Here is a 26,894-nt window from a genome sequence, read left to right as displayed (position 1 = left end):
CACCTGCCAGCGAAGAGCGGCAAGCGGTGTCAATCCGGGCGCACCACGTGCCCGGTGGCCAGGTCGCGAATCACGCTCGGATTCTTGCGCCCACCGAGGCTGCCGCCCAGCACCAGGTCGACTTCACCACGGAAGTACTGCTCGACCCGCAGACGCGTGCGCGCCGCCGGACGGCCCTGCGGGTTGGCGGAAGTCGATACCAGCGGCCCGACCAGCGAACACAGGTCGCGCACCTGCGGGTGATCGCTGACGCGCAAGGCGACGGTTTCGTGCACACCCGTGATCCATTGCGGCAGCATGTTCTGATGCGGGACCAACCAGGTGTTGGGGCCTGGCCAGGTGCTGGCCATGCGATCCATCCACAGTTCAGGGAAATCCTCGAACAGGAAATCGAACTGACGGATATTATCGGCCACCAGGATCAAGCCCTTTTCAACCGAGCGCCCCTTGATCGCCAGCAGACGATAGACCGCTTCTTCGTCCCAGGGGTCGCAACCCAGCCCCCAGACAGCTTCCGTTGGATAGGCAATCACCGCCCCTGCGCGAATTCCTCGTGCGGCTTGCTGCACACGCCACCTGTTGACCATGATCGACTCTCCAAATTAAGGCTGTGCGCAGTTTACCCATCTTCCCTGTAAAGCCCAGCGTCTGAACCTAGCTTAGGCGGGCAAACCAGCGTCCGCCTTCACACACGGCGCGCCCATCCATCTCAAGCTCGGTCAGGGCCGCCAGCACTTTCGGCAATGTCCAGCCGCAGGCGTCAGCCAAGGCTTCGCTGGTATGCGGTGCAGCAATCAGCAAACAGAGCAGGGGATGATCGAGAGCCACGGCCGGTTGCGCGGGCACCGCCAGGTTTTGCCAGCCCCGTAGCCCTTCGAGAATGTGCTCGATGGTTTCCACCAGCACCGCGCCATCACGAATTAGCTGGTGACAGCCTCGGGCGACCGGGTGATGGATGGAGCCCGGGATGGCGTAGACCTCGCGCCCCTGTTCAGCAGCAAGCCGTGCAGTAATCAAAGAACCACTGGCGACACTGGCCTCCACCACCAGCACCCCGAGGGACAAACCACTGATGATCCGGCATACGTTTTACCAAGTGATTTTTGATCGAGGTCGCCGAAGGTTCGGGGACTTGTACCCGTGCCTTTGGGGAGCAGAAGGGCAACCGGCCACGGATATGTCCTTTTAGAGCGGGATTCCATTCGTTTGGTATATTTGGGCTATCGCAGAAAAAAGGCTCACTATGGACACCAGAGAAAGCATCCGGCTATACATAGTTAAGAACGGCACAACGGTCAGCCGTTTCCGATCTTGGGAAAGTGCAGCAGAGAGTGAAAGAAAAGGATTACTACGGCAGCATCTCCCATCCGGGTATTCAAACTGGTTTGCCATATTGGAAAATAAATCAATCTGGTGGATTTACTCTGACTCATCTGACGGAGGTGTTTGGAGTAGTGAGGGTGTGGTTGTAACAGGATGCTGGATAGACTATGACCAGACTCTGGCTCGTACTATTTATGACTTGTGCTATCCTGTTATATTAACCCCGTATAAAACTAAGTAATGGAATTCAGCATATTGGAGGCCATATGAACTTGACGCAATTCTTTAAAATACTTGGTTCGCCACTTAAAAACCCTCGGTGGTCTTGGGGCGGAATACGCGACGATGGAGCAGTTATTCTACGTGTATGGCAGGATAGAAAAGTAAAGCGTGACACCACCCATTATATGCAGCTCTCGCACTTGCAAAAATACGGTGAGGGTCAGGACAACCTCGGTTATATGGAGCGTCTTAGCCATATTGAGCTTATTAAGGGGGGAGCTAAGTGCTATATGGTAATGTGTCTCGCAAAAAACTCCAACGCGACGCCAAGGGAAATTCTAAGCTTCAATAAGGATGATTTATTTCTAGGGGGAGAGTTGATAGAGATTGAATCGGATTGGTTTATAGCAATTGCTGGAAAGGTTTCGGCGATTGACTTTATTAGCTGATTAATGTGGTTCTAGGGAAGAATCGCGGGTGGGTACGTGTGTCTTCTTACTATAAAGATATCTTCTTTATTTACTCAAAAAGCCTTTGGGCTTTTCTCGCTTTTTAATTCCAGAATTGCCTTCGAAGAAGGCTACGCCTTTGATCTTCTCAGGCAAATCTGGTCTTCCTCGTTTTTATCAAAAAAAACAAGTAAAGCCTGACCTGATTTGCTACTTTCTCAGGGCTTAAATTCAGTGATACTCAGTTTAAGCTTTGAACACTATAGTGGCTAACAAGCTATCATCGCCACACTGGAACCCTGTTCAACATATATCGCTATATGGCTGGCGGGTCGAAGAATTTCCAGTATCCCCATTCTATTCCTCTTAGGCTACGCAACGGAACAATCTCTTGAATTTCCAACATTGCTTACAGGAGTTAATACTGATTTTCTTATAGTTATTGAGTTTTTACAGCAGAAGGGACTTGAAGAGTTAAAATTATATGATATAACTTTAATTACAAGTTGATACTGCTGTCATCAGTGTCAACGCCGAACTCTAAATGCTAACTACATTTGGGGTTCACCTTTTTACAAGCTACCATTTAATTCCGTAATGTCAAATTAAAGACAATAAAAACCCGCTCTATGGCGGGTTATTTATTGCGGGTTAGCTATAAGATTTTCATACAGGGTATTTAGCCTTATTGCGTTATTACGTACCTCGTCATATTCCTCCCGTGGCAACTCCCCTTTTTTATAAAGAGGCTTAACTATTTTTGTGAAATATAAGACCTCAATATTTCTTGCCACTTTAACCTGCTCAACGTTACTCCAATCAATTTTTATTTCTTCATAGGCCATAATGATTCCTCCATTTTAGTATCCATAATACCAATACCATGTATTTTTCGATTTTCAAGGGCTAAAACGAAAGAATTATCAGGATGGCTTTTTTCTTATTTCTTGCTTTGCTTTTGCTCTTGCTTTTAAGCCCGTCAGGGCTGGGGTATTAGGGGGTATCCCCCTAACAAGTAGGAAGGCGAAGCCGTCAACCCGAAGGGTTGTCCTATCTTGAATACCTTATAATAACCAGAGTAGTTGAAGTTATTTAAATTCGTGGTAAAACATACATATCAACAGTACATTTTATCATGGCAAAAATCAAAAACTGGACAGTGATATCGCAACGAGTTAAAGAAAGACAAGACGGATTAGTTGCTTATTCAAAATACTTGCTGGATGAAAAGCATAAGAACCATGCAAAAAATGAAACCCGTATAGTGCCATTGCATGGCAAAATTAGTGAGTTTGTGAAAGGTGCCATATGTGAAACATTGGACTTTGATATGTCCAATAAAAAGGGTGGTAGAAAGGTTGAATCATATGCACAAAGCTTTGTGCTGGGTTTGCCTGATACAGTGCGAAAACCCACCGATGAACAATGGAAGAAAATTTCGGCTGATATGATTAGGGCAGCTCATAAGCACTTAAAACCTGATGAACCTGTTAATGACTTTGGCAGGAATTGTTTTTCAAACCTACACGACCAAAATAAACCCCATATGAACCTTTTAATTCCACGCATATACAAGGGGGAAAGACTAGATAAGCTGGATAAAAAGGGAATGATAGTGGCGTTAAAACAAGAATTTAATGCGTCTGTTATGAAGCATTGTAGTATCAACTATGATAATTATAAGCCGGTGAATACAAGCCGTGGCAAAAGATTGGAAAGCTGGAAGCTTGAACAGCAAAAACTTAGAGACGAACAGGAAAAGTCCATCAAATTAAAAACAGAGGCTGCTGGTGCGGCTCAGGAAGCCGCCAGCCAGATATTGCTGGCCCAGCAATCCAGAATTTCAGCACAGGAAGCCACAGCAACCGCTAGAATGGCCAAGGCTGATGCTGATCGCTCGATCTCACTCTTGAATGAGATGAAAGGATTGTTTACTCAATTTAAAATATCATTAACCGAGTGGATTAAAAGCATTAAGACCGATGACCCTATTATGGAGGAGCTGAATAAAGTCGAGGTTATCGAACGAGCTGAAAATATTCAAAAACACCCGACGTATGACGATGAAATAGAAATGGTTATGTTTAGTTCGATAGAGCAGGCTGAGGTAGAGGCTGAGCCTTATACGGCTGAAAATAAGCCCATATCAAGCAAGGTGCGAAGAAAAAGAAAATACACCTTGTGACCAATTTTATACTGACAAATCAAACATATCTTGTAGGTCGGTTAAGTTCCACGCTTTTAAAATCTGTTTTTTAGGTAAAAATGCACTTGTATGGATTAACTCCTCGTTGGTGTCGCCAACAACTCTTGCGATTTTCAACTGACTGAGGGTTGACTGCTTATGATGCTCGGCATAAAAGACGATATCATTTTCCTTAAAGAAAGTATTGATTTTGGCTCTACCTTCCTCAGTCATGAACAAATCGATGATAGTCTTATAGTCGTCAATGTTTATAGCAGCACTAGGGCTGGCCGCTTCTAAGGCTTCGATTTCTTGGGTAAGTTCTTCTATTTTGGTCTCGACCTCGGAAAGCTGTTGCATCACTGGGAGTGGAATTTTCCCACTGAAAGCCCTAATACTGATAGATAAATTTTCGTAGGTCGTCCTAAGTTGCCCTAATTCGGCTGACTTTTGCTCAACTTGAGCATTGGTATCAATCGAAGAAGGTCGCCTCAATAAACCACTAAATTGAACATTTAGGCGGTTATTTTTTCCTGCCTCCCCCTCATCAATATCTAAAAGGCTCCAAACATCTGACACTTTTTTAAGCTTTTCAAGACCTTTCAGAAGTAGTCCGAAAATATACTCAAAGCGAATGTTATCAGTGCCACATTCTCTTGGATTTAACCGTTTAGTATTACATTTGAAATACGGGTAAATCTTTCCTTTGTAGCGGCTACCTCTGTGGTCATAATAGAGTTTACCGCCACAAGAAAAACAAAAAATCTGATTTTTGAAGATATTGAAATCCTGCTCGGTTCTTCTTCCATTATAATTTTTTGCTTTACGCTCCTTCATCTTGTCGATTACTTGATAAAAGAGAGCCGGAGATATCAGTTGAGGATAATAATTTTCAATAAAACCGGTGGGAATTTTCTTGGCTTTCCCATTTATATATTCCATTCTATTAGTGGCAAGGCAGCCAATAACTGATTTGCTGGAAATTAGTTTAGTAACAGTGGCGTTGTGCCACACTTTCTTCGAGTACTGATTGACTTTTTTAACTGCGGTATTCAGGCCGTAAATCAAAAGAGATTCAAAGAGCCTGTTGATTTCTTTTTGCTCATCTTCGTCAATAGTAAACTGACCATTTACAACGCGAAGCCCATAAGGAATTGAGTTCCCTTTCGTAATAATTATTCCACCGCTTTTGGCCTTTTCGCGGCGTTTCTTCCACGATGATAAGAGGCGGTTCGATTTGGTTTCGCTTTCCTCATTTGCTCGCTTAGCGATAAGACTAATCATCAAAAGGTTTTCAAAGTCTTTTGATGGGTCGTTGTAGGAGTAGGTTTTCTGGTCGGTGGTGGTGTAGATATTGATCCCTTTCTTCAAGATGCCTTGAAGCAATTCCACGCCGTCCAGCACCCGTTGCCGGGTGATCCGGTCGATAGATTCGACGACAAGGTAATCACCCTTCTGGATGCCCCCTTGCTCGATACGGTTGAGGATCTCCTTAAACTTGCCTGTCTTCGCATTGTCGCCCCGGAACGCAGACTTGCCACGGTCGTAGACCACTTCGGCAATGGCCATGCCTATGGTGTGCTCGAACAATTCAAGGGCCGTGAATTGACGATCTTCGCTATCGCCAGTCTGCTGGACTGCTCTGGAATAGCGTATGTAGGCGTAGGCGGCGGGCATCAAGGTGACTCCAAATTTCACTCGGAGAAATATACCATGGGATTATGATCCGGTTGCGCCGAGGGAAGTTGCCGGCATGCGGCCCAGCATCGAGCGGGAATTCGGAAATCACTGCACTGCCTTGGGCGATCATCATCTCGGCCAGACGCCGATTACGCTGTGGATAAAATTTTTCCAGGCCGGTGCCCAGCACCCCAATCGTTTGACCGCCCACATCCAGCGCGGCTTGATGCGCTGCCGCATCAATCCCCAGGGCCAAGCCGCTGGTGATGACAAAACCGGCACCCGCCAGACTGCGGGAAAACGCCGCGGCGGTATCCATGCCCGGCCTGGACGCGCGTCGACTGCCGACCATCGCCAGTTGCGGTTTTTCCAGGATGGTCGGATCGCCAGCGACGAACAACAACGGCGGCGGATCGCTGATTTCGGCCAGCAATGCGGGGTAACCGGGCTGGTCGAACATCAGTAAATGCTGGCCTTCGCGCTCAAGCCAGGCCAGGGCATGCTGGGCGCTGTCGCGCACCAGCGGACTACGTCGGGCCTCGGCGCAACATGCCGGCAGGCCCAGGGATCGCCAGGCATTGGCCGGCGCACTGAGGGCTTTGGATGCTGAACCGAAGGCTTCGAACAGTTTGAGATAACGTCGCTGCCCCAGTTCCGGCAGGCAATGCAAACGCAGGCGAGCTTCAAGTTCGGCCGGGGATATCGGCGAATTTTCAGGGCAGGGCATAGGATCATCCTTGATCGTAAGTGGTCCCGCTTTAGCAGGAATAAGCTGTGGATAACTCTGTTGGTAACTTGTTGAGGGCTTTACCGCGAATGCCGCCAGGTACAAAGCCGCAGGGCGACTAATGATTCACTCATGCAGTGAATCCCTTTATCATGTCCGTTCGCATAAAACGCCAGGGCCCGCCGGGCTCGCTCCTGTCGGGGGCGACGTTTTATAACGGTGGCCTCGGCCCTGACCCAACTTCACACGTGCAGCTATTACGCTTATGGCCATTTTGAACATCCTCGAATTTCCCGACCCGCGCCTGCGAACGATCGCCAAACCGGTGGCCGTAGTGGACGATGAAGTGCGGCAGTTGGTCGATGACATGTTTGAAACAATGTATGAAGCTCCGGGCATCGGCCTCGCGGCGACCCAGATCAACGTGCACAAGCGCATCGTGGTCATGGACCTGTCCGAAGATCGCAGCGAACCGATGGTGTTCATCAACCCCGAGTTCGAAACCCTGACCGACGAGATGGAGCAGTACCAGGAAGGCTGCCTTTCGGTACCGGGCTTTTACGAAAACGTCGACCGTCCGCAAAAGGTCAAGATCAAGGCTCTGGATCGCGACGGAAAGCCCTACGAGCTGATTGCCGAAGGCCTGCTGGCGGTGTGCATCCAGCACGAATGCGACCACCTCAACGGCAAGTTGTTCGTCGACTACCTATCCACGCTCAAACGCGACCGGATCAAGAAGAAGCTGGAAAAGCTCCACCGCCAGAACGCTTGACTCCTTTCTTCCAAAGGCTTGCTGCGGCAAGCCTTTTTCTTTTGTGAGATCCCCCGATGCGCATCGTTTTTGCCGGCACCCCCGAATTCGCCGCCGAACACCTCAAGGCCCTGCTCGACAGCCCGTACGAAATCGTCGCGGTCTACACCCAACCGGATCGCCCGGCGGGTCGCGGGCAAAAGCTGATGCCAAGCCCGGTCAAGCAACTGGCGCTGGAAAACAATATTCCGGTGCTGCAGCCGCCGACCCTGCGCAACGCCGATGCCCAGGCCGAACTGGCTGCGCTCAAGCCCGACTTGATGGTGGTGGTGGCCTACGGCCTGATCCTGCCGCAAGTGGTGCTGGATATTCCGCGCCTGGGCTGCATCAACAGCCACGCCTCGCTGCTGCCACGCTGGCGCGGTGCGGCGCCGATCCAGCGCGCCGTCGAAGCCGGTGACGCAGAAAGTGGCGTCACCGTGATGCGCATGGAAGCCGGTCTGGACACTGGGCCGATGCTGCTCAAGGTCCACACCCCAATTACTGCCCAAGACACTGGCGGCAGCTTGCACGACCGCCTCGCCGAAATGGGCCCGCCAGCTGTGCTCCAGGCAATTGCCGGGCTGGCTGCCGGCACCCTGCAAGGTGAAGTGCAGGACGATAGCCTGGCCACCTACGCCCACAAATTGAACAAGGACGAAGCGCGCATTGACTGGAGCCGTCCGGCCGTCGAGCTGGAGCGACTGGTCCGGGCTTTCAATCCATGGCCGATCTGCCACAGCACACTCAACGGCGAAGCGTTGAAAGTGCTCGCCGCCACCTTGGCCGACGGCAAAGGCACCCCCGGCGAAATCATCGGCGCCAGCAAGGACGGCCTGCTGGTTGCCTGCGGCGAACAGGCGCTGTGCCTGACTCGCCTGCAACTGCCCGGCGGCAAGGCCCTGAACTTCAGCGACCTGTTCAACAGCCGGCGCGAAAAATTCGCTGTCGGCACCGTCCTTGGCCAAGCGGTGGACGCGCAATGAACCCGCGTCTGGCCGCCGCCAAGGCACTGACTGCCGTGCTCAACGGCAAAGCTTCGCTCAACAGTTCGCTGCCGACCCAGCTGGACAAGGTCGAAGACCGCGATCGCGGTTTCACCCAGGACCTCGCTTTCGGCACCGCGCGCTGGCAGCCACGCCTGTCGGCGCTGGCGGCCAAGCTGCTGCAAAAGCCCTTCAAGGCCGCTGATACCGATGTCGAGGCGCTACTGCTGGTCGGCTTGTATCAGTTGCTCTACACCCGTGTTCCGGCCCATGCCGCCATCGGCGAAACGGTTGGCTGCGCCGACAAGCTGAAAAAACCGTGGGCAAAAGCCCTGATCAACGCCGTCCTGCGCCGCGCCCAACGTGAGAGTGAAGCGCTGTTGGCAGAACTGGAGCACGATCCGGTAGTGCGCACCGCCCATCCGCGCTGGCTGCAGAAGTCGCTCAAGGCCTTCTGGCCCCAGCAATGGGAGGCCATCTGCGCGGCCAACAATGCGCACCCGCCGATGATTTTGCGGGTCAATCGTCGCCATCATTCCCGCGACGCTTACCTCGCCCTGTTGAACCAGGCCGGTGTTGCCGCACAACCCTGCGTATTCAGCCAGGACGGCATCGTCCTCGACACGCCAGGCGACGTGCGCAGCCTGCCGGGCTTCAGCGAAGGCTGGATCAGTGTGCAAGACGAAGCCGCGCAACTGGCGGCCGATCTGCTCGATCTGGCACCCGGCCAACGCGTGCTGGATGCCTGCTGCGCCCCGGGCGGCAAGACCTGCCATATTCTTGAAGTTGAACCGGCGCTGGCCGGCGTGGTGGCAGTGGACCTCGAAGCCAAACGCCTGCTGCGGGTACGGGAAAACCTCGATCGCCTACGCCTGGATGCCGAGCTGATCGCCGCCGACGGCCGCGACACTCAGGCCTGGTGGGACGGCAAACCGTTCCAGCGGATCCTGCTCGATGCGCCGTGCTCGGCCACCGGGGTGATTCGCCGTCACCCGGACATCAAGCTGACTCGCCAACCCGACGACATCGCCGCGCTGGCCACTCTGCAGGGCGAGTTGCTCGACGCCATGTGGAAGACTCTCGAGGTGGGCGGCATCCTGCTGTACGCCACCTGCTCGACGCTGCCCACCGAAAACACCGAAGTGATCGAGGCGTTTCTCGCCCGCACCCCGGGTGCCCGCGAGCTGGATATCGCCAGCCAGGCCGGTATCAAGCAGCCCCATGGTCGCCAGTTGCTGGCACAAGAGGGTGGTCATGACGGGTTCTATTACGCCAAGCTGATCAAGATCGCCGCCGCGCGCGGTTAAACGATTCCAAGGGAGTGACTGGATGAAAATCATCATCCTCGGCGCAGGGCAGGTGGGCGGATCGCTGGCGGAGCATCTGGCCAGCGAAGCCAATGACATTACTGTGGTCGACACCGACGGCGAACGCCTGCGCGACCTCGGCGATCGCCTCGACATCCGCACCGTGCAAGGTCGCGGATCGCTGCCTACCGTGTTGCGCTCGGCCGGTGCCGACGACGCCGACATGCTGGTGGCGGTGACCAACAGCGACGAAACCAACATGGTCGCCTGCCAGGTGGCCCACACCCTGTTCCACACCCCGACCAAGATCGCCCGGGTCCGCGAAGCGTCCTACCTGACCCGCGCTGACCTGTTCGACAACGACGCGATTCCAGTGGACGTGCTGATCAGCCCGGAACAGGTCGTGACCAACTACATCAAGCGTCTGATCCAACACCCCGGCGCCCTGCAGGTCATCGACTTCGCCGAAGGCAAGGCGCAGTTGGTGGCGGTCAAGGCCTATTACGGCGGGCCGCTGGTAGGTCAGCAATTGCGTCAGTTGCGCGAACACATGCCCAACGTCGACACTCGGGTTGCCGCGATCTTCCGTCGCGACCGGCCGATCCTGCCGCAAGGCGATACGGTGATCGAAGCGGACGACGAAGTATTCTTCATCGCTGCCAAAGCGAATATTCGCGCAGTCATGAGCGAAATGCGCCGCCTCGACGAAAGCTACAAGCGCATCGTCATTGCCGGCGGTGGACAGATTGGCGAGCGCCTGGCCGAGGCCATCGAGAGTCGCTACCAGGTCAAGATAATCGAGATGAGCCCGGCGCGTTGCCGCTACCTGTCGGACACCCTCGACAGCACCGTGGTATTACAGGGCAGCGCGTCGGACCGTGACTTGCTGCTGGAAGAGAACATTGCCGACGCCGATATCTTCCTTGCACTGACCAACGACGATGAAGCCAACATCATGTCGTCGCTGCTGGCCAAGCGCCTGGGAGCGAAGAAGGTGATGACCATCATCAACAACCCTGCCTATGTCGACCTGATCCAAGGCGGCGATATCGATATCGCCATCAGCCCGCAACTGGCGACCATCGGCACCCTGTTGGCACACGTACGCCGCGGCGATATCGTCAGCGTGCACTCATTGCGCCGCGGCGCGGCTGAGGCCATCGAGGCGATTGCTCACGGCGACGCGAAGTCCAGCAAGGTGATCGGCAAGGCCATCGAAAACATCGCATTGCCGCCGGGTGCCACCATCGGCGCGATCATTCGTGACGAAGAAGTGCTGATCGCCCACGACGACACGGTGATCGAAGCCGGCGATCACGTGATTCTGTTCCTTGTGGATAAAAAGCACATCCGCGATGTGGAGAAGCTGTTCCACGTGGGCTTGAGCTTTTTCTGACAATCACCAGGAGGTTTTCAGATGCTGGAGTCGCTGGAAAAGATGCTTGCCAAGGGTGTGGATAACTCCCTGCTGCGCTTCGGTCTGGGTAAGGGTTATCTGGACCTGAAGGACTACACCAAGGCCGCCGAACATCTGCGCAAGTGCGTCGAGTTCGATCCGAAATATTCGGCGGCGTGGAAGCTGCTGGGCAAGGCGTTGCTGGGCTTGGAAGATCATGCGGCGGCGCGCCGGGCCTGGGAGCAGGGGATCAGCGCGGCGCAGGCCCACGGTGACAAGCAGGCAGAGAAAGAGATGGCGGTGTTCCTCAAGAAACTCGACCGCCACCTCTAGGCACTGATTTCAGTACCAGCGTTCTTCACCCGGCGGACGCTTCTTGAAGCGCTTCATGCTCCACATGTACTGGCTCGGATAGGCCCGCACATAACGCTCAACCACCTTGCTCATCGCGGCACAGGACGTCTCGGTATCGGTGCTGTACATGTCTTCGGGGGCCGCTTCGAGGATCACTTTGTAGCCTGAGCCGTCGGGCAGGCGCAGGGCATGCAGGAACACCCCGACCGCCTTGCCACCGGCCAGCATGTTCGGCACGAACTTGCTGGTCAGGGCCTGGGTGGCGAAGAAGGGCACGAAGATCCCGGCGGACTCGGCCGGCTCCGGATCAGCCGGAATACCCACGGCGCCACCTTTGCGCACTTCCTTGATCACGCTGAGAATACCTTCCTTGGTGGACGCTGCCACCCGATTGCCCAACTGCACCCGCTGCTTGCGCAGCAGTTCATCCACCGCCTTGAGCTTGGGCGGACGGTAGAAAATGATCGGCTTGCACTGGCTGCAATAGAAGTGATTGAGCACTTCCCAGTTGCCCAGGTGACTGGTGATGCCCACCACGCCTTTACCCGACGCCAAGGCGTCCTTGAGCACGTCCAGGCCTTCGACTTCACGCACCAGGTCAATCGAACGCTGGGCCGGCCAGATCCACGCACAGGCACTTTCGGTCAGGGATTTGCCGATGTCCTTGAGGCTTTGGCCCACCAGACGCTCACGCTCGGCGGGGTCCATCTCGGGAAAACATTTGGCGAGGTTGATGCGCACCACGTCGCGGGAACGGTTGGGGGTTTTCCACATCACCCAGCCAATCGCCGAACCGACCGCCTGCACGGCCCGCCACGGAAGCAGGGCAAACAACCGCAGAGCGCCCACCAGCAAGGCGCCTTTAAACTTATCCACAGGTCACTCCTGTTGTCTGAATCCTGTTGCGAGCCGACTATTCTAACCGCCCGCCGCCAACTCGGCGTAACGATCACAATCGAGCGTGTGGTCCATGACCATGCCCGAGGCCTGCATCAGGGCATAACAGATGGTCGGACCGACGAAGGTGAAGCCGGCCTTTTTCAGCCCGCGACTCATTTCCACGGCGACCGGGGTGACGGCCGGTACCTGGGTGCGGTCCTGGAAATGATTGACCGTCGGCACCCCGCCAACAAACGACCAGAGAAACTCCACCGGATCCTCCAGCGCCAACCAGGCCTGGGCGTTGCGGCGCGCGGCCTTGAGCTTCAGGCGGTTGCGGATGATCCCGGGGTCGAGCATCAGATCGTCGATTTCAGCATCGCTCATCTGCGCCACACGTTGCACATCGAAGCCGTACAACACTTCCCGATAGCGCTCGCGCTTCTTCAGCACGGTGATCCAGGACAGACCGGCCTGGAACCCTTCGAGCAAAAGCAACTCGAACAAGCGCTGCGCGTCGCGTAGCGGCACGCCCCACTCCTGATCGTGATAAGCCATGTACAGCGGATCTTCGGAACACCAAAAGCAGCGTGGCATAAGGCTCCAGGGGGCGTGCGCACGAACGAATCGGGTATACTCCCGCTCTTTAAATCGCAGCCCAAGAAACAGGTGAATTTCGTGAGCCAGCCTACGCCAGCCGTGCGTACCTTCCAAGACTTGATCCTCGCCCTCCAGCAATACTGGGCCGAGCAAGGTTGTGTGGTACTTCAGCCCTACGATATGGAAGTAGGCGCCGGCACTTTCCATACCGCCACGTTCCTGCGCGCCATCGGCCCGGAAACCTGGAACGCCGCTTATGTGCAGCCCAGTCGTCGCCCGACTGACGGCCGCTACGGCGAAAACCCTAACCGTCTGCAGCACTACTACCAGTTCCAGGTAGTTCTGAAGCCGAACCCGGACAACTTCCAGGAGCTGTACCTGGGTTCCCTCAAGCACGTGGGCCTCGACCCGCTGGTGCACGATATCCGTTTCGTCGAAGACAACTGGGAATCGCCGACCCTGGGCGCCTGGGGCCTGGGCTGGGAAGTCTGGCTCAACGGCATGGAAGTGACCCAATTCACTTACTTCCAGCAAGCGGGCGGCATCGAGTGCTATCCGGTGACCGGCGAAATCACCTACGGCCTGGAACGCCTGGCCATGTACCTGCAGGGCGTGGACTCGGTCTACGACCTGGTCTGGGCTGACGGCCCGATGGGCAAGGTTACCTACGGCGACGTGTTCCACCAGAACGAAGTGGAGCAGTCGACCTACAACTTCGAGCACGCCAACGTCGAAAAACTGTTCGAACTGTTCGATTTCTACGAAAGCGAAGCCAAGCGTCTGATCGAGCTGGATCAACCGCTGCCGCTGCCAAGCTATGAAATGGTGCTGAAGGCTTCGCACACCTTCAACCTGCTGGATGCGCGCCGAGCGATCTCGGTGACCGCGCGTCAGCAATACATTCTGCGTGTGCGCACCCTGGCGCGTTCCGTTGCGCAAGCCTACCTGCTGGCTCGCGCCAAGCTGGGCTTCCCGATGGCGACCCCGGACCTGCGTGATGAAGTACTGGCCAAGCTGGAGGCTGCACAATGAGTGCTCTGGATTTTCTGGTTGAACTGGGCACTGAAGAACTGCCACCCAAAGCCCTGAACACCTTGGCTGAGGCGTTCCTCGCCGGTATCGACAAGGGCCTGCAAGCTGCCGGCCTGAACTACGAAACCAAAACCGTTTATGCCGCCCCGCGCCGCCTGGCCGTGCTGATCACTGCACTGGCCACCCAGCAACCGGATCGCAGCATCAACCTCGACGGCCCGCCACGTCAGGCCGCGTTCGATGCCGAAGGCAACCCGACCCAAGCGGCGCTGGGCTTTGCCAAGAAGTGCGGCGTCGACCTGAGCGAAATCGATCAGAGCGGTCCAAAGCTGCGCTACAGCCAGAACATCGCCGGCAAGCCGACCGCCAGCCTGTTGCCGACCATCGTCGAAGACTCCCTGAATGACCTGCCGATCCCGAAACGCATGCGTTGGGGCGCGCGCAAGGAAGAATTCGTTCGTCCAACGCAATGGCTGGTGATGCTGCTGGGTGACCAAGTCATCGACTGCACCATCCTGGCGCAGAAAGCCGGTCGCGATTCCCGTGGCCACCGCTTCCATCACCCGCAAAGCGTGCGCATCGGTTCGCCATCCAGCTACCTGGCCGACCTGCGGGCCGCCTATGTGCTGGCCGACGCCAACGAGCGTCGCGAGATCATCAGCAAGCGCACCGAAGAACTGGCGACCCGCCAGGAAGGCACGGCTATCGTTCCGGCCAACCTGCTGGACGAAGTGACCGCGCTGGTCGAGTGGCCGGTGCCGCTGGTGTGCTCGTTCGAGGAACGCTTCCTCGATGTGCCGCAAGAAGCCCTGATTACCACCATGCAGGACAACCAGAAGTACTTCTGCCTGCTGGACGCCGACGGCAAGTTGCTGCCACGTTTCATTACCGTGGCCAACATCGAAAGCAAGGACCCGCAGCAGATCATCGACGGCAACGAGAAGGTGGTTCGTCCACGCCTGACCGACGCCGAATTCTTCTTCAAGCAAGACAAGAAGCAGAAACTCGAAGATTTCAACCAGCGCCTGCAGAACGTGGTGTTCCAGGAAAAACTCGGCAGCGTCTACGACAAAGCCGAGCGCGTTTCCAAGCTGGCCGCGTTCATCGCGCCGCACATTGGCGGCAACGCTCAATGGGCGGCGCGCGCGGGCCTGCTGTCCAAGTGCGACCTGGCGACCGAAATGGTCGGCGAGTTCCCGGAGATGCAAGGCGTCGCCGGTTACTACTACGCCCTCAATGATGGCGAGCCAGAAGACGTCGCCCTGGCACTGAACGAGCAGTACATGCCGCGCGGTGCGGGTGCTGAACTGCCAAGCACCCTGACCGGTGCAGCGGTGGCGATTGCAGACAAGCTCGACACCCTGGTCGGGATCTTCGGTATCGGCATGCTGCCAACCGGCAGCAAGGACCCGTACGCCCTGCGTCGTGCGGCCCTGGGCGTGTTGCGCATCCTGATCGACAAGAAGCTCGACCTCGATCTGACCGACGCGGTGGCCTTCGCCGTTGCTGCGTTCGGTCCGAAGGTCAAGGCCGCCGGTCTGGCTGACGCGGTCCTGGAGTTCATCTTCGACCGCCTGCGTGCGCGCTACGAAGACGAAGGCGTGGATGTTGCCACCTACCTGTCGGTACGTGCACTGAACCCGGGTTCGGCACTGGACTTCGACCAGCGCGTGCAAGCCGTGCAGGCATTCCGCCAATTGCCGGAAGCGGCTGCCCTGGCCGCCGTGAACAAGCGCGTGTCGAACCTGCTGAGCAAGCTCGAAGGCAGCGTGCCGACCACCGTCGAAGCCAAGTACTTCGACAACGCCAACGAGTTCTCGCTCTATTCGGCTATTCAGCAAGCCGACCAGGCGGTACAACCGATGGCTGCCGCTCGTCAGTATCGCGAGTCGCTGGCGCGCCTGGCCGCCTTGCGCGAGCCGGTGGATGCGTTCTTCGAAGCGGTGATGGTCAATGCCGAGGACGCCAATGTGCGCGCCAACCGCTATGCGCTGCTGGCGCGTCTGCGTGGCCTGTTCCTGGGTGTAGCCGACATTTCGTTGCTGGGGTAAGACCGTTTGAAACTGCTGATTCTCGATCGGGATGGGGTCATCAATTACGACTCCGACGCTTACATCAAATCGGTGGCGGAGTGGATTCCGCTGCCGGGCTCGATCGAGGCGATCGCGCAGTTGAGCAAGGCCGGCTGGACAGTGGCCGTGGCCACCAACCAGTCCGGTATTGCTCGTGGCTATTACGACATCGCCACCCTGGACGCCATGCACGCGCGTTTGCGCGAGTTAGTGGCCGAGCAGGGCGGCGAACTCGGCCTGATCGTCTATTGCCCGCACGGGCCTGACGAAGGCTGCGAATGCCGCAAGCCAAAACCCGGCATGTTGAAAACCATTGCCGCACATTACGACGTGTCGCTGAGCCACCTGTGGTTCGTCGGCGACAGTCTCGGTGACCTGGAGGCCGCAAAAGCCGTCGATTCTCAGCCTGTTTTGGTGAAAACCGGGAAGGGCGAGAAGACGCTGGGCAAGACCTTGCCGGCAGGTACGCTGATTTTTGACGATCTGGCGGCAATTGCCGCAGAACTTATTAACAACTAGAGCGATTCTGGCAGCCTGTCGTGGGACTGTTCAGAGCGCGCTTTTGGAAGGCGGGCACTGACCCGCAACGGTAAACGCGACCATGTCGATCTTGCAGGCAATCAGAACCTTTCTTTTTTACCTGCTGCTGGGCACCAGTTCGTTGCTGTGGTGCAGCCTGAGCTTTTTTATCGCGCCTTTCCTGCCGTTCAAGGCGCGTTATCGATTCATCAATGTCTATTGGTGCCGCTGCGCCCTGTGGCTGAGCAAAGTGTTCCTTGGCATCCACTACGAGATCAAAGGCGCTGAGAACGTCCCGCAGCAGCCTTGCGTAATCCTGTCGAACCATCAGAGCACCTGGGAGACATTCTTCCTCTCGGCTTACTTCCAGCCATTGAGTCAGGTACTCAAGCGCGAACTGCTGTTCGTGCCGTTTTTTGGCTGGGCGATGGCGATGCTGCGACCGATTGCTATCGACCGCGATAACCCGAAGGCCGCACTCAAGCATGTGGCCAAGAAGGGCGATGAACTGCTCAAGGACAATGTCTGGGTGCTGATTTTCCCGGAAGGCACCCGCGTCCCGTTTGGCACGGTTGGCAAGTTCTCTCGGGGAGGCACGGCGCTGGCGGTCAATGCTGAACTGCCGGTACTGCCTATCGCACACAACGCCGGCAAGTTCTGGCCGAAAACCGGCTGGGCGAAAAAGCCTGGGGTGATCACCGTGGTGATCGGTGAGCCCATGTATGCCGAAGGCACCGGTCCACGGGCGATTGCCGAACTGAACGACCGCGCGGCTGCGTGGAATGAGCAGACCCAGCGCGACATGGGCTCCTTGCCGCCACTCGCAACTGCGACCGAGCCACAGGCGATTTGAGTTTCTGTGGATAACCTGTGCACGGTTTTCTTTGAAATCGTTTCATTTATCACTTAAGTCTATGATTTAGATACATATTTCTTAATCTGATAAAACACGGAAAAACGTGCATAAGTTTTCGCAGTGACCCAGAAAACCGGCTTTTTAGCCGGTTTTTTTATACCCGTCCGGCGCCTTGTCTAATTGAATACACGCCCATAAAAAAGGCCAACGCAAAGCGTTGGCCTTTTTTGTACCAGCTGAGTAAACGCGGGATCAGAAATCCAGGTTCGACACGGCCAGAGCGTTGCTTTCGATGAAGTCACGACGAGGTTCGACCGCATCACCCATCAGGGTGTTGAAGATCTGGTCCGCGCCAATGGCGTCTTCAATGGTCACTTTAAGCATCCGGCGCTGGGCAGGATCCATGGTGGTTTCCCACAGCTGATCCGGGTTCATCTCGCCCAGACCTTTGTATCGTTGGATGGTGTGACGCTTGGTGCTTTCAGCCATCAGCCACTCAAGGGCTTCCTTGAACTCGGTGACCGGCTTCTTGCGCTCGCCGCGCTGGATGTAGGCACCCTCGTCGAGCAAAGTGCTCAGCTGAGCGCCCAGGGACACCACGGTCTTGTAATCGTTACTGCTGAAGAAGTCACGGTTGAAGGTGACGTAGTTCGACAAGCCATGAGAGATCAATTCGACCTCTGGCAGCCAGACGTTACGCTCGCGGTCTTCACGTAGGCTGGCTTTGTACACCAGGCCGGACTTCTCGACAGTGCGCAGACGCACTTCGTACTGGGCCAGCCATTCCTGCATGGCAGCGTGGTCGGACAGTTGCTCCATGCTCACAGGCGGCAGGTAGATGAAGTGCTCAGTCAGCTCCTGTGGGTACAGACGCGACAGGCGCTTGAGGGTCTTCATCACCAGGCGGAAGTCGTTGACCAGACGCTCTAGCGCGCCACCGGAGATACCCGGTGCGTCTTCGTTCAGGTGCAGGCTGGCATCTTCCAGGGCCGACTGCGTCATGTACTCTTCCATGGCGTCGTCGTCTTTGATGTATTGCTCTTGCTTGCCTTTCTTCACTTTGTACAACGGCGGCTGGGCGATGTAGATGTAGCCACGCTCGATCAGCTCCGGCAACTGACGGAAGAAGAAGGTCAGCAGCAGGGTACGGATGTGCGAACCGTCGACGTCAGCATCGGTCATGATGATGATGTTGTGGTAGCGCAGCTTGTCGATGTTGTATTCCTCACGGCCGATACCGCAGCCCAGCGCCGTGATCAAGGTGCCCACTTCCTGGGAAGAGATCATCTTGTCGAAACGTGCTTTCTCGACGTTGAGGATCTTGCCCTTCAACGGCAGGATGGCCTGGGTACGACGGTTGCGCCCCTGCTTGGCGGAGCCGCCAGCAGAGTCACCTTCCACAAGGTACAGTTCGGAAAGGGCAGGGTCTTTTTCCTGGCAGTCCGCCAGCTTGCCCGGCAGGCCGGCGATGTCCAGCGCGCCTTTACGACGGGTCATCTCACGGGCTTTACGCGCCGCTTCACGGGCACGTGCCGCATCGATCATCTTGCCGACAACCAGCTTGGCTTCGTTCGGGTTTTCCAGCAGGAAGTCGGAGAAGTACTTGCCCATTTCCTGTTCGACAGCGGTCTTCACTTCGGAAGACACCAGCTTGTCCTTGGTCTGGGAGCTGAACTTCGGATCCGGGACTTTCACCGAAATAATCGCCGTCAGGCCTTCACGAGCATCATCACCGGTAGTGGCGACCTTGTGCTTCTTCGCCAGGCCTTCGGCTTCGATGTAGGTGTTCAGGTTACGGGTCAGTGCGGAACGGAAACCCACCAGGTGAGTACCGCCATCGCGCTGTGGAATGTTGTTGGTGAAGCACAACAGATTCTCGTTGAAGCTGTCGTTCCACTGCAGGGCGATTTCTACGCCGATGCCGTCTTCACGCTGGATGTTGAAGTGAAACACCTGGTTGACCGCAGTCTTGTTGGTGTTCAGGTATTCAACGAACGCACGCAAGCCACCTTCGTATTTGAACAGCTCCTCCTTGCCACTGCGCTCATCCTTGAGGACGATGCCGACACCGGAGTTGAGGAAGGACAGTTCACGAATCCGCTTGGCCAGAATGTCCCAGCTGAAGTGGATGTTCTTGAAGGTTTCGCTCGAGGCCTTGAAGTGGATCTGGGTGCCGGTGGTTTCGCTGTCGCCAACGATGGCCATCGGAGCCTGTGGAACGCCGTGGACGTAGGTCTGCTCCCAGATCTTGCCGCTGCGGCGTACGGTCAGGACCAGCTCCTCGGAGAGGGCGTTCACTACCGATACACCTACACCGTGCAGACCGCCGGAAACTTTATAGGAGTTGTCGTCGAACTTACCGCCAGCGTGGAGGACGGTCATGATGACCTCGGCGGCGGAAACGCCTTCCTCTTTGTGCACGTCTACCGGGATGCCACGACCGTTGTCTCGAACGGTGATGGACTCATCCGGGTGGATGATGATGCTGATGTCGTCGCAGTAGCCAGCCAGGGCTTCGTCGATCGAGTTATCGACCACCTCGAACACCATGTGGTGCAGACCGCTGCCATCGTCTGTGTCACCAATGTACATACCGGGACGTTTGCGTACGGCATCCAGGCCTTTCAGCACTTTAATGCTCGTTGAGTCGTACGTATTTTCTTCGCTCATGCCTTCACTCCCGATGGTCGTGGGTCTGGGTGATACGGCCCTGTTCCACGTGGAACAGGGCAACTGGCGTTTCCGTCTGCCAGCCTTCCCTCAATAATTCGTGATCTACACAGGTGATAAATACCTGGCAGCGTAAGTCTTCCAGCAAACGGCAAAGCGCGCGGCGGTGTTGCTCATCCAGTTCCGACGGCAAATCATCCACCAGATAAATACATTGGCCGCGCCGGGCTTGGCTGACCAAGTGCCCTTGGGCAATTCGCAACGCACAGACCACCAGCTTTTGCTGTCCGCGAGACAGAATGTCCGCAGCATTGTGGGCGCCCAATCTAAGGCGCAAATCAGCGCGTTGTGGTCCGGCCTGGGTGTGCCCCATTTGCTGATCCCGGTGAACGGACGCAGCGAGCACGGCACTCAGCTCACGCTCTTTGTCCCAACCCCGGTAATAGCTCAGCGTCAAACCTTCGAGTTCAACGAGTTCGCTCAAAGTTTGTTCAAAGACTGGTTTCAAGGCTTTGATATAGCCGCGACGGTATTCATCAATTTCAGCGCTGGCCTGGCACAATTCTCTGTCCCAAACCGCTTGCGAAACGGCGTCAAGTGTACCATGCCGAAGCCAAGAGTTTCTCTGGCGCAGAGCCTTCTGCAGGCGCTGCCAAGTCGACATGAAACGCGGTTCCACGTGAAACACGCCCCAGTCGAGGAACTGCCGACGAATCTTCGGCGCGCCTTCCAGCAAGCGAAAGCTGTCAGGATTGATCAACTGAAGTGGCAGGATTTCTGCTAATTGCGCAGCACTGCGGGCGTTTTGCCCGTCGATGCGAATTTGAAACTCTCCTTGGCGATCCCTCGATATACCGAGCGCGCTCTGACCACCTTCGGCCAACTCGACTTGACCGAAGACAGTGCAGGCCAACTGCTCATACTGGATAACCGGCAGCAGGCGCGTGCTACGGAACGAACGGGCAAGACCGAGCAGGTGGATGGCTTCCAACACACTGGTTTTACCGCTGCCGTTGGCGCCGTACAGGATATTGATGCGGGGAGAGGGGGAGAAGGTCACCGGGTGCAGATTGCGCACCGCGGTGACCGAAACACGACTGAGGGACATCTAGCGGATACAGGACATGTTTACAGACGCATCGGCATGACAACGTAAGCCGAATCGTCGTTGTCGGACTCTTGCACCAGCGCACTGCTGTTGGAGTCCGACAGAATCAGGCGCACCTGCTCGGTGGTCATCACGCCCAGCACGTCCAGCAGATAGCTGACGTTAAAGCCGATTTCCAGCGAGCCGCCGTTGTACTCAACGCCAACTTCCTCTTCCGCCTCTTCCTGTTCCGGGTTATTGGCCTGAATCTTCAACTGACCATTGGCCAATTGCAGGCGGATGCCGCGGTACTTTTCGTTGGACAGAATTGCTGTACGGCTGAAGGCTTCACGCAGTGCCTGACGATCACCCAGTACCAGCTTGTCGCCACCTTTCGGCAGGACGCGCTCGTAGTCCGGGAATTTGCCATCGACCAACTTCGAGGTGAAGGTGAACTCGCCGGTGGTGGCGCGAATGTGATGCTGTCCCAGGACGATACTGACGTTACCGTCCGGCTCAGTGAGCAACCGCGCCAGTTCCAGGATGCCTTTGCGTGGAACGATCACCTGATGACGGTCTGGCTGACCGATGTCGGCCTGCATCGAGCACATGGCCAGGCGATGTCCATCGGTAGCCACCGCACGAATAACCCCGGCCGACACTTCAAGGAGCATGCCGTTGAGGTAATAGCGAACATCCTGCTGCGCCATGGCAAAGCTGGTGCGTTCGATCAGACGACGCAGTTTGCTTTGTTCCAGGCTGCACGTCAGCGAGCCAGGACCTTCTTCCACAGTCGGGAAGTCGTTGGCAGGCAGCGTCGACAGGGTGAAACGGCTACGGCCGGCCTTGACCACGAGCTTCTGCTCATCGACCTTGATGTCGATCAGCGCGTCGTTGGGCAGGCTTTTGCAGATGTCCATCAGCTTGCGCGCCGGCACAGTGATTTCGCCTGGCTCGGCAGGCTCTTCAAGTTGCACACGACCGACCAGTTCGACTTCCAGGTCGGTACCGGTCAGCGACAACTGCTGGCCTTCGACAACCAACAGCACGTTGGAAAGTACCGGCAAGGTCTGTCGGCGCTCGACGACGCCTGCGACCAGTTGCAGGGGTTTCAACAGGGCTTCGCGTTGAATGGTGAAATGCATGGTCTAGTCCCTTGCCTTAATAAGCTGCGCTGGTGTTCATCAAGTGGTCAATGTACGCAGCAGGTTCTTGTAGTCCTCGCGAATATCCGCGTCGGATTCCTTAAGTTCGTTGATCTTGCGGCAGGCGTGCAAAACCGTGGTGTGGTCGCGACCGCCAAACACGTCGCCGATTTCCGGCAGGCTGTGGTTGGTCAATTCCTTGGACAGGGCCATGGCCACTTGACGTGGACGGGCCACCGAACGCGAACGGCGCTTGGACAGCAAGTCGGAAATCTTGATCTTGTAGTACTCAGCGACGGTGCGCTGAATGTTATCCACAGAGACCAGCTTGTCCTGCAATGCCAGCAAGTCCTTGAGGGATTCGCGAATCAACTCGATAGTGATATCGCGACCCATGAAGTGTGAGTGGGCGATGACCCGTTTCAGGGCGCCTTCGAGCTCACGGACGTTGGAGCGGATGCGCTGGGCAATAAAGAATGCAGCGTCATGTGGCAGGTCAACTTTCGCCTGGTCAGCCTTCTTCATCAGAATGGCGACACGGGTTTCAAGTTCCGGCGGCTCGACGGCAACCGTCAGCCCCCAGCCAAACCGCGACTTCAGACGCTCTTCCAGACCTTCGATTTCTTTCGGGTAGCGGTCACTGGTGAGAATGACCTGCTGGCCGCCTTCAAGGAGGGCGTTGAAGGTGTGGAAAAACTCTTCCTGCGACCGTTCCTTGCGGGCGAAAAATTGAATGTCATCGATGAGCAGAGCATCAACCGAGCGATAGAAACGCTTGAACTCGTTGATGGCGTTCAACTGCAACGCCTTGACCATGTCTGCGACGAAGCGCTCGGAATGCAGGTACACGACCTTGGCATTCGGGTTCTTCTTTAATAGATGGTTACCCACAGCGTGCATCAAGTGAGTCTTACCCAAGCCGACACCGCCGTACAGGAACAGCGGGTTATAGCCATGCTTGGGGTTGTCCGCCACTTGCCAGGCTGCCGCACGCGCCAATTGGTTGGACTTGCCTTCGACGAAGTTCTCGAAGGTAAAGGTGCGGTTCAGATAGCTGGTGTGCTTGAGCGCACCTTCAACCTGCACGGTGCGCTGTTCCGCACGCACCGGAGCCTGTTGCGAACTGGCGCCTGCCATCGGGTCAAAGCTGTCGCGAGAAGGCTCTTCACTTTCCTCGACTACTTTTTGCGTGGACCTTTTGCTCGGTGCAGCAGGCACAGGAGTGCTGACCGGCGCAGCTGCAGCCTGGGCTTGCGAGGCCGCAGCAGCCAATGGCGCATTCGGTGCCGCGCGCGGTGCCGAGCTGCGCTTGCTACCTATTAATAAGGACAGCGCCGGCGCCATGCCGTTGCCATGCTCATCGAGCAGTTCGAGCACACGGCCCAGATACTTTTCATTGACCCAGTCGAGAACAAAGCGATTCGGTGCGTAGACACGCAACTCGTCGCCTTCGGCTTCGACCTGTAGTGGACGGATCCAAGTGTTGAATTGTTGGGCAGGCAGCTCATCGCGCAATAGCTCCACGCACTGCTGCCAAAGTTCCACTGACACGGATATCCCCTAAGTTGAAAGCCGGTGAGGCAAAAACAAGCGGCCATTGTAGCGACCGGACGCAGACTTATCCACACGTAGGTTGCTTACAGGTTCAGAAGAAACAAGGTTTTATCGGTAAAAAACACGACCAGCGGTCTGTGAATAAGCCCTGTGGATAAACCCGTCTGAGGTCTTTGTACAAGTGAGGGCAAAACTCAGTGGATAACCTGCCTGTGGATAACAGTAGATTCCATCCACACCTTATCCGCTACTGCAGCACAGGCTTGCCACTGTTTTCCACGGTAGTTGTCATTCTCTGTACAGCCCAAGATAGAAGGGCTAAGGTCACTTATCCACAGATAACGACGGGCCTAGCTTTTATAAGCTTTACAGAAAAGCTTTAAATACTTTCCTTCTTTATTTTTATATTTTGTTCGGCCGCTTTCAACGAAACGGCCCGGAAAGACCATTTAAAGGAAACGCTGGTTGGAAATTGACCTAGAGGCTTGCTTTCTCTAGAATCCCCGGTCTCTTAAAACGGGGGCCATTCCGGCCCGTTGTGGACGAACCAGGTAACACGACATGAAACGTACTTTCCAACCAAGCACTATCAAACGCGCTCGTACCCACGGTTTCCGTGCTCGCATGGCTACCAAGAACGGCCGCGCAGTCCTGTCGCGTCGTCGCGCCAAAGGTCGTGCGCGTCTGGCAGTTTGATAATCCGGTACTGGAGGTGAGTCAGGACTTCAGTCGGGAAAAGCGTTTGCTGACCCCCCGGCATTTCAAGGCAGTCTTTGACTCCCCTACCGGCAAGGTTCCGGGGAAAAATCTCCTGCTCCTTGCACGCGCCAACGATCTCGATCACCCCCGTCTAGGGCTGGTTATCGGGAAAAAGAGTGTAAAGCTCTCCGTTCAGCGCAATCGCCTCAAACGTCTGATGCGCGAATCATTTCGCCTCCACCAGGATGTTCTGGTTGGGTGGGATATCGTTATCGTCGCGCGCAAAGGTTTGGGTGACGTAGAAAACCCCGAATTGATTCAGCATTTCGGCAAACTCTGGAAGCGCCTGGCACGTAACACGCCAGTCCCAGCAGTCAAAACCGAAACTGTAGGGGTAGACAGCACCGATGCGTAAACTGGCACTCGTTCCGATCCAGTTTTATCGCTACGCCATTAGTCCTCTGATGGCCAGTCACTGTCGTTTCTACCCCAGTTGTTCCTGCTACGCGTATGAAGCCATCGAAAATCATGGCCTTCTGCGCGGTGGCTGGCTGACCTTTCGTCGTTTAGGTCGCTGTCATCCGTGGAATCCCGGTGGTTATGACCCGGTTCCACCTATCCCTACCTCCCGTTCTTCTTCGATGGCCGAGTAATCATGGATATTAAACGCACGATCCTGATCGTCGCCCTGGCAATCGTGTCCTACGTCATGGTTCTTAAATGGAACCAGGATTATGGCCAGGCTGCCCTGCCGACTCAGAATGTTGCTGCCAATCAGAATGCACCGGCTATTCCGGACGTCCCTCTTGGTAACAATGCTGCCGCCAGTGCCGATGTACCCAGCGCGAATGCCGATACCAGCACCCCTACCGAAACTCCGGTAATTGCCAATAAAGATCTCATCCACGTTAAAACGGATGTGCTCGATCTGGCGATCGATCCTCAAGGCGGTGATGTTGCCCAGCTGATGCTGCCGCTGTATCCACGTCGCCAGGACCATCCAGAAATTCCGTTCCAGTTGTTTGATAACGGCGGCGAACGTACGTATCTGGCACAAAGTGGCCTGACCGGCACCAACGGTCCGGACGCACGACCTACCGGCCGTCCGGTTTACTCGACCGAAAAGAAGACTTATCAACTGGCTGATGGCCAGAATGAGCTGAACGTTGACCTGAAATTCAGCGATGCAGGGGTCAATTACATCAAGCGCTTCACCTTCACTCGCGGTTTGTACGATCTGAAAGTGACTTATCTGATCGACAACACCAGTGACAAGGCCTGGACCGGCAACCTGTTTGCCCAGCTCAAGCGTGACGCGAGTGCAGATCCATCGTCCACTACCGCCACTGGCACCGCCACTTACCTGGGCGCGGCCCTGTGGACAAGTGCCGAGCCGTACAAAAAAGTGTCGATGAAAGATATCGACAAGGGCGCACTGAAAGAAACTGTTAACGGTGGTTGGGTGGCCTGGCTGCAACACTACTTCGTGACTGCCTGGATTCCAGCCAAGAACGACAGCAACGTGGTGCAGACTCGCAAGGACAGCCAAGGTAACTACATCATTGGCTTCACTGGCCCGGCGTTGACCGTTGCGCCAGGCGCCAAGGCTGAAACCAGCGCTACCCTGTACGCCGGTCCGAAAAGCCAGGCGGTACTCAAAGAGTTATCCCCAGGCCTGGAACTGACGGTCGACTACGGCATCCTGTGGTTCATCGCTCAACCGATCTTCTGGCTGCTGCAGCACATCCACGCGATTGTGGGTAACTGGGGTTGGTCGATTATCTTCCTGACCATGCTGATCAAAGGGATCTTCTTCCCGCTGTCGGCGGCCAGCTACAAATCCATGGCGCGCATGCGTGCAGTGGCACCGAAACTGGCTGCACTGAAAGAGCAGCACGGCGACGACCGGCAGAAAATGTCGCAGGCCATGATGGAGCTGTACAAGAAAGAGAAGATCAATCCGCTGGGTGGTTGCTTGCCAATCCTCGTGCAGATGCCGGTATTCCTTTCGTTGTACTGGGTACTCCTGGAAAGCGTGGAAATGCGCCAGGCGCCATTCATGCTGTGGATTACTGACCTGTCGATCAAGGATCCGTTCTTCATTCTGCCGATCATCATGGGCGCAACCATGTTCATCCAGCAGCAGTTGAACCCGACTCCTCCGGATCCGATGCAGGCCAAGGTGATGAAGCTGATGCCTATCATCTTTACCTTCTTCTTCCTGTGGTTCCCAGCGGGTCTGGTACTGTACTGGGTAGTCAACAACTGCCTGTCGATCGCGCAACAGTGGTACATCACTCGCAAGATCGAAGCCGCGACGAAAAAAGCCGAGGCTTAATCCGGTCAGTGTGTAACCATTCAA

24 protein-coding genes and 2 pseudogenes are annotated in these 26,894 nt (G+C 55.8%); 15 read left to right on the top strand and 11 right to left on the bottom strand.

Features of this window, described 5'->3' with window-relative positions; translation table 11 throughout:
- Positions 1–29 precede the first annotated feature (29 nt).
- Positions 30–587 (bottom strand): L-threonylcarbamoyladenylate synthase, encoded by a 558-nt coding sequence (locus KW062_RS00925; RefSeq protein WP_027616654.1) that lies wholly within the window; start codon positions 585–587, stop codon positions 30–32.
- A gap of 67 nt (positions 588–654) precedes the next feature.
- Positions 655–1,080: pseudogene (locus tag KW062_RS00920) on the bottom strand (DNA-processing protein DprA); the annotation flags it as partial.
- 509 nt (positions 1,081–1,589) lie between these two features.
- On the opposite strand from KW062_RS00920, the gene KW062_RS00915 reads away from it, so the two are divergent.
- A complete protein-coding gene (locus KW062_RS00915) occupies positions 1,590–1,994 on the top strand; it encodes a hypothetical protein (RefSeq protein ID WP_105753517.1) in 405 nt (134 codons plus the stop codon).
- 641 nt (positions 1,995–2,635) lie between these two features.
- Here the strand turns inward: KW062_RS00915 and KW062_RS00910 are convergent.
- Entirely contained in the window at positions 2,636–2,839 is a 204-nt protein-coding gene (locus KW062_RS00910) for a hypothetical protein (protein WP_105753518.1), read from the bottom strand.
- A 290-nt stretch (positions 2,840–3,129) separates the two neighbouring features.
- Here KW062_RS00910 and KW062_RS00905 point away from each other — a divergent pair, with 290 nt between their 5' ends.
- Positions 3,130–4,179 carry a hypothetical protein gene (locus KW062_RS00905; protein ID WP_146118197.1) on the top strand — a complete coding sequence of 350 codons (1,050 nt, stop codon included), beginning with the start codon at positions 3,130–3,132 and terminating at the stop codon, positions 4,177–4,179.
- A gap of 6 nt (positions 4,180–4,185) precedes the next feature.
- Here KW062_RS00905 and KW062_RS00900 read toward each other — a convergent pair whose 3' ends face one another.
- Both KW062_RS00900 and KW062_RS00895 read right to left on the bottom strand, forming a co-directional pair.
- Complete coding sequence (locus KW062_RS00900; RefSeq protein ID WP_105753520.1) at positions 4,186–5,856, bottom strand: recombinase family protein; 1,671 nt, start codon at positions 5,854–5,856, stop codon at positions 4,186–4,188.
- A gap of 43 nt (positions 5,857–5,899) precedes the next feature.
- Positions 5,900–6,586, bottom strand: a pseudogene (locus KW062_RS00895) (DNA-processing protein DprA); the annotation flags it as partial.
- A 265-nt stretch (positions 6,587–6,851) separates the two neighbouring features.
- Here KW062_RS00895 and def point away from each other — a divergent pair.
- The 5 genes from def to KW062_RS00870 are packed head-to-tail and all read left to right on the top strand — an operon-like array spanning position 6,852 to position 11,398.
- Entirely contained in the window at positions 6,852–7,358 is a 507-nt protein-coding gene (def, locus tag KW062_RS00890) for a peptide deformylase (RefSeq protein WP_027616656.1), read from the top strand.
- 56 nt (positions 7,359–7,414) lie between these two features.
- Positions 7,415–8,362 (top strand): methionyl-tRNA formyltransferase, encoded by a 948-nt coding sequence (fmt, locus tag KW062_RS00885; protein ID WP_027616657.1) that lies wholly within the window; start codon positions 7,415–7,417, stop codon positions 8,360–8,362.
- The gene (gene rsmB / locus KW062_RS00880; protein ID WP_105753521.1) at positions 8,359–9,669 is read left to right on the top strand and encodes a 16S rRNA (cytosine(967)-C(5))-methyltransferase RsmB; all 1,311 of its coding nucleotides are present in this window, start codon (positions 8,359–8,361) and stop codon (positions 9,667–9,669) included. Before fmt ends, rsmB begins: the two co-directional genes overlap by 4 nt.
- A gap of 22 nt (positions 9,670–9,691) precedes the next feature.
- A complete protein-coding gene (gene trkA / locus KW062_RS00875) occupies positions 9,692–11,065 on the top strand; it encodes a Trk system potassium transporter TrkA (RefSeq protein WP_027616659.1) in 1,374 nt (457 codons plus the stop codon).
- A gap of 21 nt (positions 11,066–11,086) precedes the next feature.
- Positions 11,087–11,398 carry a tetratricopeptide repeat protein gene (locus tag KW062_RS00870; protein WP_027616660.1) on the top strand — a complete coding sequence of 104 codons (312 nt, stop codon included), beginning with the start codon at positions 11,087–11,089 and terminating at the stop codon, positions 11,396–11,398.
- Positions 11,399–11,407: 9 nt separating this feature from the next.
- Here the strand turns inward: KW062_RS00870 and KW062_RS00865 are convergent, their stop codons facing one another.
- On the bottom strand, positions 11,408–12,295 hold the full coding sequence (locus tag KW062_RS00865; protein WP_027616661.1) for a lysophospholipid acyltransferase: 888 nt from the start codon (positions 12,293–12,295) through the stop codon (positions 11,408–11,410).
- Positions 12,296–12,337: 42 nt separating this feature from the next.
- Positions 12,338–12,895: a DNA-3-methyladenine glycosylase I gene (gene tag / locus KW062_RS00860; protein WP_027616662.1), complete on the bottom strand. Its 558-nt coding sequence runs from the start codon at positions 12,893–12,895 to the stop codon at positions 12,338–12,340.
- 81 nt (positions 12,896–12,976) lie between these two features.
- Between tag and glyQ the strand changes: the two genes are divergently transcribed.
- The 4 genes from glyQ (at position 12,977) to KW062_RS00840 (ending at position 17,374) form a co-directional block, all read left to right on the top strand.
- A complete protein-coding gene (gene glyQ / locus KW062_RS00855) occupies positions 12,977–13,930 on the top strand; it encodes a glycine--tRNA ligase subunit alpha (RefSeq protein WP_008155694.1) in 954 nt (317 codons plus the stop codon).
- A complete protein-coding gene (glyS, locus tag KW062_RS00850; RefSeq protein ID WP_027616663.1) occupies positions 13,927–15,981 on the top strand; it encodes a glycine--tRNA ligase subunit beta in 2,055 nt (684 codons plus the stop codon). Before glyQ ends, glyS begins: the two co-directional genes overlap by 4 nt.
- A gap of 6 nt (positions 15,982–15,987) precedes the next feature.
- Positions 15,988–16,521: a D-glycero-beta-D-manno-heptose 1,7-bisphosphate 7-phosphatase gene (gmhB, locus tag KW062_RS00845; protein ID WP_105753522.1), complete on the top strand. Its 534-nt coding sequence runs from the start codon at positions 15,988–15,990 to the stop codon at positions 16,519–16,521.
- A gap of 82 nt (positions 16,522–16,603) precedes the next feature.
- Positions 16,604–17,374 carry a lysophospholipid acyltransferase family protein gene (locus tag KW062_RS00840; RefSeq protein ID WP_027616665.1) on the top strand — a complete coding sequence of 257 codons (771 nt, stop codon included), beginning with the start codon at positions 16,604–16,606 and terminating at the stop codon, positions 17,372–17,374.
- Positions 17,375–17,629: 255 nt separating this feature from the next.
- Here the strand turns inward: KW062_RS00840 and gyrB are convergent, their stop codons facing one another.
- The 4 genes from gyrB to dnaA are packed head-to-tail and all read right to left on the bottom strand — an operon-like array spanning position 17,630 to position 23,830.
- Positions 17,630–20,047 (bottom strand): DNA topoisomerase (ATP-hydrolyzing) subunit B, encoded by a 2,418-nt coding sequence (gene gyrB / locus KW062_RS00835; RefSeq protein WP_027616688.1) that lies wholly within the window; start codon positions 20,045–20,047, stop codon positions 17,630–17,632.
- A gap of 4 nt (positions 20,048–20,051) precedes the next feature.
- Entirely contained in the window at positions 20,052–21,155 is a 1,104-nt protein-coding gene (recF, locus tag KW062_RS00830) for a DNA replication/repair protein RecF (RefSeq protein ID WP_105753523.1), read from the bottom strand.
- Between the two features lie 20 nt (positions 21,156–21,175).
- Positions 21,176–22,279, bottom strand: a complete 1,104-nt coding sequence (dnaN, locus tag KW062_RS00825; RefSeq protein ID WP_027616690.1) for a DNA polymerase III subunit beta — start codon at positions 22,277–22,279, stop codon at positions 21,176–21,178.
- A gap of 39 nt (positions 22,280–22,318) precedes the next feature.
- Positions 22,319–23,830, bottom strand: a complete 1,512-nt coding sequence (dnaA, locus tag KW062_RS00820) for a chromosomal replication initiator protein DnaA (RefSeq protein ID WP_105753524.1) — start codon at positions 23,828–23,830, stop codon at positions 22,319–22,321.
- Between the two features lie 564 nt (positions 23,831–24,394).
- Between dnaA and rpmH the strand changes: the two genes are divergently transcribed.
- Genes rpmH through yidC form a run of 4 tightly spaced genes read left to right on the top strand, consistent with a single transcriptional unit; the run spans position 24,395 to position 26,870 of the window.
- Positions 24,395–24,529, top strand: coding sequence for a 50S ribosomal protein L34 (gene rpmH / locus KW062_RS00815; RefSeq protein ID WP_003213577.1), 135 nt, complete (start codon positions 24,395–24,397; stop codon positions 24,527–24,529).
- A gap of 16 nt (positions 24,530–24,545) precedes the next feature.
- Positions 24,546–24,947: a ribonuclease P protein component gene (gene rnpA, locus KW062_RS00810; RefSeq protein WP_027616692.1), complete on the top strand. Its 402-nt coding sequence runs from the start codon at positions 24,546–24,548 to the stop codon at positions 24,945–24,947.
- Positions 24,940–25,185: a membrane protein insertion efficiency factor YidD gene (gene yidD, locus KW062_RS00805; protein WP_010465488.1), complete on the top strand. Its 246-nt coding sequence runs from the start codon at positions 24,940–24,942 to the stop codon at positions 25,183–25,185. Before rnpA ends, yidD begins: the two co-directional genes overlap by 8 nt.
- Positions 25,186–25,187: 2 nt before the next feature.
- Complete coding sequence (gene yidC, locus KW062_RS00800; RefSeq protein WP_027616693.1) at positions 25,188–26,870, top strand: membrane protein insertase YidC; 1,683 nt, start codon at positions 25,188–25,190, stop codon at positions 26,868–26,870.
- The last annotated feature ends 24 nt before the right edge of the window (positions 26,871–26,894 follow it).

It is taken from the genome of Pseudomonas fluorescens, assembly GCF_019212185.1.
Taxonomy (GTDB): Bacteria; Pseudomonadota; Gammaproteobacteria; order Pseudomonadales; family Pseudomonadaceae; genus Aquipseudomonas.
This window is presented reverse-complemented; position numbering and strand designations above follow the sequence as displayed.